Source organism: Acinetobacter sp. C26M (genome assembly GCF_023702675.1).
Classification (GTDB): domain Bacteria; phylum Pseudomonadota; class Gammaproteobacteria; order Pseudomonadales; family Moraxellaceae; genus Acinetobacter.
In genome coordinates this window covers 2327836-2340608 of record NZ_CP098478.1, presented here as the reverse complement: position 1 = coordinate 2340608, position 12773 = coordinate 2327836, and the positions used below count along the sequence as shown (strand labels likewise).

The 12773-nt window shown below is 34.0% G+C and carries 11 protein-coding genes, 1 tRNA gene and 3 pseudogenes; 14 read left to right on the top strand and 1 reads right to left on the bottom strand.

Annotated features, from left to right (window positions below; translation table 11 throughout):
* Nucleotides 1-422: 422 nt before the first annotated feature.
* The 13 genes and pseudogenes from NDN11_RS10730 to NDN11_RS10675 all read left to right on the top strand — a co-directional run bounded on the left by NDN11_RS10730 (nt 423) and on the right by NDN11_RS10675 (nt 11223).
* Nucleotides 423-968: a cysteine hydrolase family protein gene (locus tag NDN11_RS10730; RefSeq protein WP_251109610.1), complete on the top strand. Its 546-nt coding sequence runs from the start codon at nt 423-425 to the stop codon at nt 966-968.
* Nucleotides 969-1117: 149 nt separating this feature from the next.
* Nucleotides 1118-1480 (top strand): annotated as a pseudogene (locus NDN11_RS10725) (hypothetical protein); the annotation flags it as partial.
* A pseudogene (locus NDN11_RS10720) lies at nt 1454-1615 on the top strand (major capsid protein); the annotation flags it as partial. The pseudogenes NDN11_RS10725 and NDN11_RS10720, both read left to right, overlap by 27 nt.
* A 479-nt stretch (nt 1616-2094) precedes the next feature.
* Nucleotides 2095-2205 carry a hypothetical protein gene (locus NDN11_RS18275; RefSeq protein ID WP_502801320.1) on the top strand — a complete coding sequence of 37 codons (111 nt, stop codon included), beginning with the start codon at nt 2095-2097 and terminating at the stop codon, nt 2203-2205.
* Nucleotides 2206-2375: 170 nt separating this feature from the next.
* A complete protein-coding gene (locus NDN11_RS10715; protein WP_251109609.1) occupies nt 2376-3194 on the top strand; it encodes a DUF4882 family protein in 819 nt (272 codons plus the stop codon).
* A 264-nt stretch (nt 3195-3458) separates the two neighbouring features.
* Nucleotides 3459-3986 (top strand): hypothetical protein, encoded by a 528-nt coding sequence (locus tag NDN11_RS10710; RefSeq protein WP_251109608.1) that lies wholly within the window; start codon nt 3459-3461, stop codon nt 3984-3986.
* 551 nt (nt 3987-4537) lie between these two features.
* Nucleotides 4538-5041, top strand: coding sequence for a hypothetical protein (locus tag NDN11_RS10705; RefSeq protein WP_251109607.1), 504 nt, complete (start codon nt 4538-4540; stop codon nt 5039-5041).
* Between the two features lie 369 nt (nt 5042-5410).
* A complete protein-coding gene (locus NDN11_RS10700) occupies nt 5411-6415 on the top strand; it encodes a hypothetical protein (RefSeq protein ID WP_251109606.1) in 1005 nt (334 codons plus the stop codon).
* A 43-nt stretch (nt 6416-6458) separates the two neighbouring features.
* Complete coding sequence (locus tag NDN11_RS10695; RefSeq protein WP_251109605.1) at nt 6459-6959, top strand: DUF6714 family protein; 501 nt, start codon at nt 6459-6461, stop codon at nt 6957-6959.
* 69 nt (nt 6960-7028) lie between these two features.
* Nucleotides 7029-7245: pseudogene (locus tag NDN11_RS10690) on the top strand (hypothetical protein); the annotation flags it as partial.
* Between the two features lie 152 nt (nt 7246-7397).
* Entirely contained in the window at nt 7398-9098 is a 1701-nt protein-coding gene (locus tag NDN11_RS10685) for a putative phage tail protein (protein WP_251109604.1), read from the top strand.
* A gap of 504 nt (nt 9099-9602) precedes the next feature.
* Nucleotides 9603-9836 (top strand): putative phage tail protein, encoded by a 234-nt coding sequence (locus NDN11_RS10680; protein ID WP_251109603.1) that lies wholly within the window; start codon nt 9603-9605, stop codon nt 9834-9836.
* Nucleotides 9775-11223: a hypothetical protein gene (locus tag NDN11_RS10675; protein ID WP_251109602.1), complete on the top strand. Its 1449-nt coding sequence runs from the start codon at nt 9775-9777 to the stop codon at nt 11221-11223. Before NDN11_RS10680 ends, NDN11_RS10675 begins: the two co-directional genes overlap by 62 nt.
* A 79-nt stretch (nt 11224-11302) precedes the next feature.
* Here the strand turns inward: NDN11_RS10675 and NDN11_RS10670 are convergent, their stop codons facing one another.
* Nucleotides 11303-12535 carry a site-specific integrase gene (locus NDN11_RS10670; protein WP_251109601.1) on the bottom strand — a complete coding sequence of 411 codons (1233 nt, stop codon included), beginning with the start codon at nt 12533-12535 and terminating at the stop codon, nt 11303-11305.
* Nucleotides 12536-12696: 161 nt separating this feature from the next.
* Between NDN11_RS10670 and NDN11_RS10665 the strand changes: the two genes are divergently transcribed.
* Nucleotides 12697-12773, top strand: a tRNA-Ile gene (locus NDN11_RS10665).

Sequence of the window (12773 nt, the reverse complement as noted above, 5' to 3'; positions counted from 1 at the left end):
TAAACCTCCTTCGGGAGGTTTTGTTTCACCCTGCCAATGATTGGTTTTTTATGTACACAACTGAGTGGAGTAGCGCGTAGTTCGTCACCTGAACCAATAAAGGGCTAATATAAAGAAATTTGAGTGAATGGTAATCGCACATGAATTAATGAAGGACTTTCTACATAGAATTCAGGTTTCTAAAGTTAAAAAAACTTTGTTTATTGTACAAAGCTATGATAGGTTTAAATCTGTTTAAGTTATGATCAAGTGAAAATTAATGTGCAGTTTATTAAGTAAAACTAACATTACCACCACCACAACCTCAAAAGAAGGCTGTGTGTGATTTTTTATTGATGTGACTTAATAAGATAACCAAACCCAGTCAATATCGGCTGGGTTAATTTTTTCTCGGCTGATTATTGCATGCTAAGAGAAAGATTATGGAAAAACAAAGTTATAGATCAAAATCAGCATTACTAGTAATAGATATGCAAAATGGATTATTTAGAGGGCAGTCCATTCCGCACAATGCTCAAATCGTACTTTCTAACATTCTTAAACTTATTGAATATCAACGCTCAAATGGAATGCCTATTATTTTCATACGTCATGTTGGGGAACGCGATACACCATTAGATCCAGATGGTATAAATACACAATTGATCGAAGAATTGCACTTAGATCCGCATAAGGATCTAGTCATAGATAAAAAGTATCCTAGTTGTTTTAAAGGTACTTTTTTAAAAGAATTATTAGACAAACTTGATGTTAATGAAGTCATAATTACTGGAATGAAAACTGAGTATTGTATTGATACTACTGTTAGGGCTGCTTCAGAGTATGGATATAATGTGGTTTTAGTCTCTGACGGACATACTACATTTGATTCAGAATCTTTAAATGCACAACAAATGATCAGTCATCATAACCAAGTTTTAAGAAATGCATTTGCTAAAGTTAAAACACTAGTGGAATACGCAACTTAAATTTGATCAAAATAAAATTACGAATTTCATTAAGTTCTTTGTTAGCCGGGTTTAATTCGATATATAAAAGCCCCGCTAACATACTAGTTTTTACGATTACTAATAAATAAAAAAAACCATCTCGGTGGTTTTTTTAATGGGTGAGATTGATGGACACCCCAAAATATTTCGAACTCACAAGAAAGCGTGAGTATAAATCAAAGCCAAGAAATACGCCGTAGCCTAAAGCCAATTAAGCCTACCTAGACACTTTTGAAGCTGTGGAACGTGCTCTACAGATCTTTGAGATTAAGTACGAAAAGTTGTTCCAGTATAAATCTACAAAACACTGGCGTTATGACTTTCACCTTATTGAGCAAAGGATCTTAATAGAGATTTCTGGTGGACCGTGGTCTAGTGGTCGTAAAGGCAAATTGGCTTTCAACGCATGGAGCCTGGATAAATATGATCAGGCTTGGGAAAAGGGCTATACCGTTATCAGGAACGAATCATCTATTGTTGGTGAACTGGATGTCGAGGTGGCATTCGGTACCCAAGGCGGCTCTACTGTGAATATTCCATTCTGAAATGACTTAGACGGTGAGTCTGAAGTCCTATTAGATAGTCAGGCTTTAACCGTGAATAACATTGCAGCGGGACAGGATATTCATTAAAACCGAAGCTCAGAAGATCCAAGAGGATGCAGATAAAGATAAGGCCATTATCCTGGGAAAGTCATTGAACTCTACAAGTACCAAAAAACGTACGCATCGAAATCGCCGCACGAAATCGAACAAATCAAATTCTTAGGTGGTTAAATTCAAGAGCCGCCTGAATCTTCCTATGCGGCTGAATCAATCTTACTGGCTTTTAGTACGATTTGCAGATCTAGACGATATGAACAGGGTATGCCGTTATCGATGATCAGCAGAGTATTAACGTTTATGCCAAGCATAATGATCCGCCTGTCCACATATCTTTAATGATTGTATCTTTGCTTTGGATGATTTGTTCATCGATGAAGCCTATAAAAAGTTAAAGACTAAAAATGCTGTTGGTCGGGCAAAATAGTACTTTTATCGTGATGTGGTTCACATATTTTTTAGATTAACTGACAATTCTTGTAAATTCCAAAAGGTTGAAAAATATGGAAGTAGTTAAATTTGTTAAGAGCTTTAATACAGTAGGATCTTATCTAGCACTTGCGAGCCTTTTGCTAGCCACGCTTATTTTGTATTTCTATTTTATTAATCCTTAACTTTAATGATTAGTTCTTACTTGCTATCTTCGGGTGGTTTTTTGATTTCTTTAATTCATACAAGAAATATTTAAATAACTAAGGCTTTTTAACCCTTACTTATCTGATTTCACACAATTTTATTTAAAAAAGTTTATAATGGATGCTCAATTATAAAAAAGGAAAATAACGTGAAAAAGCTAATTTTAGGGGCATTATTTAGTATTCCTACATTAACAAGTGCATTTCCACTTTGTGCTTATAATTTAGATGCTACGCCTTCAGAAATTTCTAACTATATTCTTGGGGGCAGAGTTCCTGAAAAATTTCCAATATTAGATGGCCAGAGTTATGGCTATAAAGTTTTAGCTAGAAACAATACTTCAAATGATTCTAAATTATATGTTGCTGGAAGTTCAAAATTTATAAATGATATCGTTGCTTGGAATAATGCAGACAATTCAAAAGAAGCTGACCTTCAAGGGGATGTTGTATTGCAAGATAGCGGCGTGTATGCATTTGAATATAAAATTAACAGTTTTCCTTATTCAACCTTGAGTTCAAACTCTAAATTAAGTTTAGGATCTATGATTGTTGGAACTTCTAACAATCGCAAAAGTGTTCACATTATTACAACTTTATCAAATGCATCACCATCAACAGGGTTTCAATTTAAGATTGAGATTATTGATAAGGAAGCATCAACTTACTATCCCTTTGTTTATAACTTCCCTTATGAGCTAACGAATTTTAGATATGGCTTGTACTTCAATCAGGATACTAAACAAATAGGTTTAATTTTTAATGGAGTAAATAAGGGGTATCTAAGAACTTTAACCAGTAAAATTGACTCTTTAGGTATCATCTTACAAGGTGAAAGTAATGGTGGAAACAGTATTGATGGCACTATTGGTAAAACTATTTCTGGTGGCTTAGTAACTGATAAAACACAGCTCAAGTATTTCTACCCTGTAACTACAAAGGATATTTGTGGGAATAGACTTAGGTAATTGATCCTCATATTGTGTTTTTAAAATTTCAAATTATTTGATAGAAGAGCATCTTAGGACGCTTTTTTATTCCCTTAAATTTCTAGTTTTTCACGAAAAAGTAAAATAAAATATTTGAAAGTAAGGGGGAATAAATGAATAAACTAATTTTATTAGCAATTTTAATGCGGTTTTTGCGGCATGTCCTGAAACTCCAAGAGCTAGGCGGTGGAAAGCAAAATCTCCACCTCCGATGCCAGACGTACATTCTCTAGGATAATTATCGTGATTAAATTAGAAGTTATTGAACCGTCCAAAGGTCAACCAATTAAGACAATATACTTTTCAGATGAACAAGGCTGGTGCTTTCGGGTTGCCAACTTCCTTGGGGAAAAATTAGTTTTAGATGAGTTAAAAGAATTCTCAGATTCACAGCAAATTGCTAGTGAAACTTTATTTAATTCCTATTATGAAATAATAGCTTATAAAAATTATTTGAAAGATTCGTCAGGTAAGATAATCGGAGCTGAAGATTTTGAAATGATCGATGGGCAACTTAAAAAGTTGAATAGCATATTTTTTGAAATTATCAATGAAGATAATAATTATATGAAACAGAAATGGCATAACAACTTTGGTGAGTTGGTTTATACACTTGAAACAAGTGATAAATTTGATTTTAGATATGTTAAGCCAAATGGTGAAGTGGTTGATTACGATGAACTATACGATTTCTTACAAGCTTATAAACCCAGAGAGTATATTGAAATTAGAAATGAATATCTAAAGAAAATCATTAAAGAAAAAACTTAACTTAATAAAAAGCCCATTGAGGCTTTTTGCCACCTAATTTGGCGCCAAAAAGGTGGCTTAGAAAAAATTAAACCACTTATATAGAGAGCTAATTAGCTATGAATTACCAAACTGGGGAAATGATCGAACTTGGTGATTATGTTGAACTAAGTGGGGACATGACAGGAGTGATAGTTATAATTGTTGAAGACTCTCAATACTCAAAATTATATCATAAAGAGGAATGGGATTATTTAGAGAGTGGATTGTTGATCTTATCAGATCAAGCAGGATTGGTTCATGTTCCTCATGTGTCCGAGAACATAAAATTGATAAGCAAAACGACCTATTATTAGACCGGCATGACTTATATAGTAATTGTAGAAGTATTAAGAATGCACATTGGAGTTATGGCTCTTGGGATGGTCATATTAAGCAGTACAATATAGTTCAGGACAAGCTTAAAACTTTGGCAACTCAAGCCGTTATTGAAGGGGCTAATGTATCAACTTATGTTAGGAAATAGTCTGTGGCGAAACCTCCAATACAACCACTTCCAAAAGGATAAAGAAATGATTGACGTAACGATTAATGAAGCAACAGATTATGACCCTATAAAAAAGGTGCATTTCTCAGATTCGACAGGTAACTGCTTTAGAACATCTTTTTTTAACAAAGATGGGAAATTCATTTTTGAAAGGATTGAAGAGATTCAACTTTTCAATAATGGTGTGCAGAGTACTTGTCTTTTTGCAGGAGAGAATTATGAACTTGTTGCTTATCGTGAATATTTTCGATCTGAAACCAGTAAAGGTACTCAAGATTTTCACCGCCTAGATGGTGGTGAATTTAAGCAGATTAATTCTTCAAATTATGAAACTTCGGATGATTCTTATTACTCAAAAATGTCATGGTTTGATATTCATGGTGAGCTTTGTTATTACAATGAGTCAAACAGAAGTGGAACAGATTTCTTTGATCCTTTAGGGAATGTAATAGAGAATCTGGACGAATACTTGTTATCTAAAGGTTTTGAGTCACTGGATACCATTACAGACAAATTACTAAACACCTAATTTAGAAATCAAATAAAAAAGCCCTAGAGGATTTTTTATTTCTTGTCATTCTTCCTATATTCAAACTCAACAGTATTTTTCTCACCTAAGTCAGAAGTGTGAGGAGGTTCAACCACAACACTTACTTTAGGGTTACTAAGGATAATTAGATCATTTTTGACAGCATCTATGTCATCAATACCGCTTCTTGTAATAATCTTGACGTTTCTTGTGGAGTAGGAAGATCATTACCGAGCCGAAGTAGATAGCAATTCATAAATTAAACTTAATCCAATCAAGGCCACCTTTCGGGGGAATTCCGCTTAATTTCTAGTTTTTCACTAAAAAGTAAAATAAACTATTTGAAAATAATGGGGATTAGTTCAAACCATGGATAAGAAAGTTTATCATTTATTAGGGAATTTACACGATGCTAGGTTGTATGGCTTCTTATTGGATGTAGATCCACAGACATTCAGTTTGAATGTTCTCCTTTATGTTCATATTTTTTCAACTTTTGAAGATGAAAAGTATTCATTGGAGAAAGCATTAGTTGTTTTTGAAAAAGCATCAATTCATAAATTTAGTATTACAAACGACTTGAGTGGTGGGCAATTTTATATTGTTGATTGTATTGTAAAAGATTTTGGAAATGAAGAGTTTAAGTTCATTTTCACTTTTAATGATCCTTCAATAGAACTGATTTTGATTGCTGAGAATATGAGTATTAAAACTTCAGGTATAGTAGAAGAAAAAGATGAGCAGCTCTTGCCTACGAATTGGCTTAAACTGTTAGAGCATATAAATGCAGAAACTTTATTAGAGCAGATAGAGGTAAAATTCAAAAACATCACTTTAGGCAATAACTATACTCTTGCTGAAGAAGACTATGCTGATACAAGTTATTGGTATTTTGATGAAACTCAACCAGACTCTAATTTAACTGAAGAAGAATGGGCGAAACAGGAAATTCGTTTTTTTGAAACATGTGGATGGCTTTCAGTAGATCAGGAAGAAGCGATTCAAGCGATCAAAGAAAAAAGGAAGATGGCTAACAGATTTAGCAATCCTTTAGACATACCCGTTCTATATCTAAATTGTTATTCGACAGGGTATAGCTATTTAAAACCTCAGGCATATTTATTCTACACACCTACTATTATGAAATACTTTTTAAGTGATACTGAGATATTTTATTCAAACAGTTTCACATCATGGCTTAATCGTTTAATTTGGGCCGATACATCTGAGAATGTTACAGAGTTATTGCAATGTTTTAGTAAAGATCAAGTTTTAATACTAAAGGAATTTTTACTTTATGCTGAACAATCTAATATTGGAAATGAAGAATTCAATAAGGCATTAGATAATCTTAAGTTAATTAGGGGTATCTAATTTAAATTATCATAAAAAGGTAAAGATGTTGCTAGAATTAATAATGAATAAAATCACACTGGAATATCTTAAAAAAACATTTCCTCTTTATAATATGGATGGCTCTTATTTATTATTGGAATGTGATTTTTATGATACTCATTATAGATATTTTGACCAAATTGATGATGATTATTTATCTGCAATAGAAATGTCGGCAGAAGATCTAATCCTTGAATTTGGTTTTGATTGGCCTACTTTTTACGTAAAAGCTGGATTAGAAGCGGCTCGTTCGCGTAGTAGGCCCGAAGAAGGTATTAAAACATGGGAAGATGTTAGTTATGAATATCTATATTACTTTAGCGATTCATGTAGTTTCTTAGACTCTAACGGGTTTAAATTTTTTTTACCTGCTGCTATTTATCACTATCTAACAACAGATGAAAATAAAGCTTTTCTGGATAGCTTTGTTTTTAGATTACAAACACGATGGGACGAAGATAATCATGTTTTCAGTGATGATCAAAAACAATTTATTAAAGAGTTTTCAAGAGCAAATAGTTAACTCAAAAGAAAAGACCCGAGGGGCTTTTTTCACACCAAGAATTTACCGCGCCTTTAGGCGCTTTTTTATGAACAGACATGGGCTTATTTAGCCTTTGCTGCTGGGGCTAATGTTTGTCCTGGTAATTGCATTATTTTTTGTCGATATGCCACGTGAGAATAGCAACTTGATCAATACAGCATCAGGTTTTATTGCTGGAGCAATGACAACGGCCTTTGGTTTCTACTTCGGTAGTTCTGAGCAAGAAAAGAAAAAGATAAAGATAGTTAGACATCGCAATCTATAAATAGCCGCTTTCGGATGGTTTTGTTCAGATTTAATTTTCTATCATATTCTAAATATATTATTTGATTTCAACGCTCTATATTTCACAAAAAACTAGTGTTAAAAATAAAGGAGTCATTAAAATGACCATTAATTTAATTGTTAGGAATAATTATGAGTACTATAACAACAGTAGAAAGTATTGCCGAATTAAAACAAATTCAAAGTCCAGTTAATGGACGGACCGTGCATGTAAAATCATACATTTTGAGTAAAAATGTTGGTGGTGGATTGTTTACATATGATGGATCGAAATCAAATATTAATGATGGTGGTGTTGTCATAAATGGGTGGTGTCGAGTATCTATTGAGCAATCATTACGTCCTGAATGGTTTGGTTGCATAGCAAATGGGGTGGACTCAGATAATAACGGGCTTGATTTACTTACTGCTTATGCAAAAGAAAATAATCGTGCTATTTATCTTGGCGATAGCAAGCTTAAATTAACCCGACAATGGTTAATTGATTTTCCAATTGTTATGAGCGGGGATGGTGGTTTTGGCTATTCGGCAGCAAATTACACAGGTGACAGACATGGAGGTTGTGTAATTAACTCCTCCGTAGTAAATGATTATGCAATAAAAATATCTCCTACAGCTTATCGATTTGGTCTTAATATTTCTAATTTCACGCTATTAGGTGATGCAACTGGTTTTGGATTAAGGATTCATAACATTGGATGGAATGCATCAGTTAGTAATATTACTTGTGATAATTTTAAAGGTAGAAATCTGTCGTTAGGGTACAATCAAGACATTCATTTTTATAATATAACTTGTGTTAGATCCAAGAATACACCGGATAACCCTTCTTTGCACTTTGATGCTGATGCAAATTATGTGTATTTTCATGGTTGCCGGTTTGAAAATGCCAACTACCTTATAAATACAGATGTCGCTTGGCAAGTACATTTTGATCATTGCCATTTTGAAGTTGGTTATTATAATAATGCTCTAGGCCTAGAGAACGAATATAGATATACAGATGTAGAGTGTATAAGATCAAAAGGAAAATGGGTCAACTTTAATAATTGTACTTTTGTGCCAATTCCAAGCCAAGTTCTAATGAATTTAACAGGAAAAAGTATTGCTAACATCCCATTTTTTATGGACTTTAGCTGTACGGTATCTAATCTTAAACTTTGCGATATGATTAATCCTAGTGATGATGTGAGCAAGGGAGGAATTAAGTTTTTAAAATCTGTTGGATCTCGTAGCCGGAATAAAATAATTGGTGGGAATTATACTGAACTAGATTCCAGAACCCCAACTATTGTAGCTGACCATCTTGATATCAGCACAGAATGTCTACTTCATTTTAGGAAACAAGATACTCTTGATTTCTTCGGACTAGCAATAAATGTAGGGAGCCTAGTTGGATGTACAATAGCTAAAGATGCAGATACAGTTAAAAAAACCAATGGTTATTTGCAGTTTACCTATATTCCATCTGGTTTTAAGGCAGCTGGCAATACATACGACTTAGATGACAGAATTTTTAAGTTCTTCAATGAGGCATGTATTGTTTCTGAAAATCAGACAGATTGGCATGATTTTTCAGGCTCTGTGAATATAAATATGGCCGAAGTCCACCCACAGCGGGGATTACGCTCAAATATAGCTGCTTCTACCATTCTGAATTTATTGGAAGTTCCATTTGGTCGAGAGATACCAGTCTTCTTTAATGCGGGATCTGGTACTGTTAAATTTGTGCCTAATTATCTAATTACTAGGACTGCAAACGACTTAAATGCACAAGCTTTTTCCACGCATCTTTTCAAAAAGATAGGTGCAACAGTAAACCAAATTTCATAAGTAAGAACCCTCCATGATAGGAGGGTTCTTTTATTTCATGATTTTCATTTTTAGCATCAGTTTTGTTCTTTCTGAACATGAATTTAGTTTATTTGCTACATATCATAATATTGTTATTAATAACTTTTTATGATGTAAAAAAGAGTGATTACCAGTAGGTAGATGACTTAAAACAAACCAAGACCTTCTAGGGGCTTTTTTATTATCTAAAGGAAAGTAAAAATTAATCCACCGATGCAGACGCTCAGTGATTTCATTGGTTATTAATACCTGCATTTTTTGTTTTTACTTTGTAGCCCAGAGCATATGATTAAAACTAATGTCTCAATCAGTGTTTGCTAGCAGTGTGTTTAGCCGTAATTTATCATCTAAATTTCTAATAAATATTTTAAATAATAACTAAACTTATTGTTCTATTTAAATATTATTTATTTCACAAGAATCTAATGTTAAAAATTAAAAGAGTCAGTATAACGATCATTTATTCAATTATTAGGAAATATTATGGGTGCTATAACAACAGTAGAGAGTATTGTAGAGTTAACAGAAATCCAAACACCAGTAAATGGGCAGACAGTGTACGTGAAATCATACATAGTGAGTAAAAGTGTTGGCGGTGGGTTATTTACATACTACTCTGCTGATGCAACGAAAAACGATTATGGCTTAATTGTAAATGGTTGGAATAGAGCTTTCAAAGAAAACTACACTGTTGAAGATTTTTGGTGGTGTTTGTGATTATAGCTTTGATACTAAAATTGGAACAGATAATATTCAAGCAGTGAATAGATCACTTGCAGCATTGAATTATTGTGTAATCACTGGAAATTGTGCCGTATCAGATGTTATATACTTAAAAACAGATCAATCACTACTCAAAGCAAATGAAAATAGCGTTATTGTGAAAACAACAAATAAAAAGGGTGTTGGTGGCAATTTGGCACCAAGTCGCAATAATATAACAGACTCTTATGCTGTTGACGCTTGCGTGATTCTTACGCATACAAATAATGCATACACAACTAATGTCAAACTAGACATTAACTTATCTGCAAGAAATCCATCTGCTGACAGTATTGCTGTTTATGCACCTCGCTTTTACTTCTGTAACTTTACAAACAAAGTCTTTGGTTTTGGTACAGGGGTTCAGGTGTATGATGGTTTTAATTCTGTGGTGGGTGTTAAAGTCATCGGTTCGTGTTATGGCTTTAGATGGTTATCTGATGGTTCTGGTAATATGACAGGAACATCCATTGATTTTTCAAATAGTTGGGTTTTATTTAATACATCGTATAATCAACCGGTTAAGGGTTTTGATTTATACCAACTTTGGTATACGTTTGGTTCAAATATTGCCGTAGATAATGGTACACGAGCAGATGGGGCAGCTATAATTGGCTACAAGTTCTACAACTGCAAGTCTATAGAATTTTCTGCGGTTGGTGCTGAAAACAACAGAGGGTGTATTGTTAAATCTGAGTTTTCAAACGTCGAGTTTCATGGATTAAAGACAGCCACAATTTATGGCGGTGATTTCACGTCGGAAGTTGGTTTTTTTGAAGTGTTGCAAGGTACATTAACACTAAGCAATGGAAATCTAAATGATATCGTTGGTGTTGGTAATATGTATGCTGAGATTCTAGGCGAAGCAGGTATTATCACCTATAACAACACGCAGCCTGTATCAAATGGATCGAAAAAGGCTTTTGGTAATAACGCATTACGTTCTATAAATAGCGGTGTTAGTGATCGTGTCTACACTGCTCAAGATGTGTATCAGACAAAAGAAGGAATAATTAAAAAGCAAACTTTTGCAGCTCAAGCATATCAAGGATTGTTTAAATTATTCACAACATCAAGCATTTCATTATTACTTACAGTTAATGTAAAGACAGCAAGTGGAACAATTAACAGCAAGTTCAATATTATTTTTTCAGGCAGTTATAGTAAGGTTGCTAATATAACATCTTTATCAACATCTGAAACATTAACACTCAGTCTTGATATTTCTGCAAATGGTAACGTATTTTCAAACTGCTCTAGCGCAGGAAATTTATCATTTACCATAGAATGTTATGATACCTACTTGTTTGGTTCTGCTGAGAATTTTATAAGTATCTACTGATAAAAAATCACGTAAATAACATCTCTGAAATGCAACTATTAATGGATTCCCTAGCATTGGTTTCAAAGTTGTAGCGAAATCATTTTAAAGTTTTATTTGATCCTAAAACAATATCTTCAACCTCATTCATAGCTGCTCGAAGCTTCTTATCACTAATTTGCACATAACCTGCAGTGACATCATTTTGGTCTTCGTTCTTATGATTCAGAAGCTTTTTAATTGTATATTTCCCATAGTCCAGGCTTTCGGCAATAGATCCATAAGTACGGCGTAGATCGTGGAAAGTGAACTGTATGCCGCAGGTTTTATTGATTTTGGCCCTAACTTTAGAAAGATTGGTAATGTGGCCAGATTGAGATTTAGCAGAAGGGAAAACCCACTCTGATGTAACTTGCTTTCTACGCTTCTTCATTATTTCCCAAAGGAAATCACCCATAGGGAGGGTATGGGGTTCATTGTTCTTTGGATCTATTGAGGTGATGTACCCATACTTTAAATCTACAGTTGACCAAGCAAGAGACTCACATTCCTCTCGTCTAAAGCCAGTCAGTATTAACGTGATGAGAAAGTCTTTGTTGGTCTCAAGTTGCTGTCCACGATCTTCAAAATTTAATACAGCATTGATCCAATGTGGCAATTTATCTTCATTTATATATGAGCTACGTCTGCGAATCTTATTCCATGATTTTTTAGCTGTTAAAGTTTTAACAGGGTTGAGGGGGGGGATGATAGGTTGTTCATCATCATCAAGATAGTGCTCGATCGAAAAGTTATAAATAGCTCTAAAGACGCGCATACACATATTAGCCTGAGCTTTACTGTTAACCGATAGATCCTTATGTTTTTCTTGGACCATGGTTCTTGTAATGTCTTTGAGCTTCGTGTCCTTCCAGTCTTTTAGATAGCCATTAACCACATCACTATAATCATCTAGCGTACGTGGCTTTAGAGTGCGTTCTCCGATATAGACAAGATAAGCATCATTTAAAGTAGGTTGTGATTTTTCAATATCAAAAATTAATTTAGCATCTGCAATCTTCTTTTTTTTCTTATCAATAGGCTTTATACCCATTGTCATGTCTAAAAGGGCTTCTTGAGCCAATACTCTTGCCTGAGTCAGAGTTATTTGACCATGTATACCCAGAGTAGACCGAGTAGACCTGCCATTAACCTTTTTCTCAACGATATAAGTTTTGTAAGAGGTGTTAACACGCACAGCAAAGCCAATTAATTCACTATCACGATAAATCGCAGGAATTAATTCGAGTTGATCAATAAATGACTTAGTGAGCTTTACTCTGTTTGCAGACATGAGCTAGAATCCGCTAGGTTTCACGACATTTAGCATCATATTACAATATTATCTGCGGTCTACTATAGGTCTACTCAAGAAAAAACTTGTAATTAAAAATGATTTTCGCTAATATTGGAATCAAGCTGAATTGTAGAGAATACAAGCAGTTATAAAGTTTAGGGCCTATAGCTCAGTTGGTTAGAGCAGCGGACTCATAATCCGTTGGTCGACAGTTCAAGTCTGTCTGGGCCCACCA

Coding starts and splice junctions, on each gene's coding strand:
- NDN11_RS10730 (WP_251109610.1), top strand. CDS start 423: ATGGAAAAACAAAGTTATAGATCAAAATCAGCATTACTAGTAATAGAT.
- NDN11_RS18275 (WP_502801320.1), top strand. CDS start 2,095: ATGGAAGTAGTTAAATTTGTTAAGAGCTTTAATACAGTAGGATCTTAT.
- NDN11_RS10705 (WP_251109607.1), top strand. CDS start 4,538: ATGATTGACGTAACGATTAATGAAGCAACAGATTATGACCCTATAAAA.
- NDN11_RS10700 (WP_251109606.1), top strand. CDS start 5,411: ATGGATAAGAAAGTTTATCATTTATTAGGGAATTTACACGATGCTAGG.
- NDN11_RS10695 (WP_251109605.1), top strand. CDS start 6,459: ATGAATAAAATCACACTGGAATATCTTAAAAAAACATTTCCTCTTTAT.
- NDN11_RS10685 (WP_251109604.1), top strand. CDS start 7,398: ATGAGTACTATAACAACAGTAGAAAGTATTGCCGAATTAAAACAAATT.
- NDN11_RS10680 (WP_251109603.1), top strand. CDS start 9,603: ATGGGTGCTATAACAACAGTAGAGAGTATTGTAGAGTTAACAGAAATC.
- NDN11_RS10675 (WP_251109602.1), top strand. CDS start 9,775: ATGGTTGGAATAGAGCTTTCAAAGAAAACTACACTGTTGAAGATTTTT.
- NDN11_RS10670 (WP_251109601.1), bottom strand. CDS start 12,535: ATGTCTGCAAACAGAGTAAAGCTCACTAAGTCATTTATTGATCAACTC.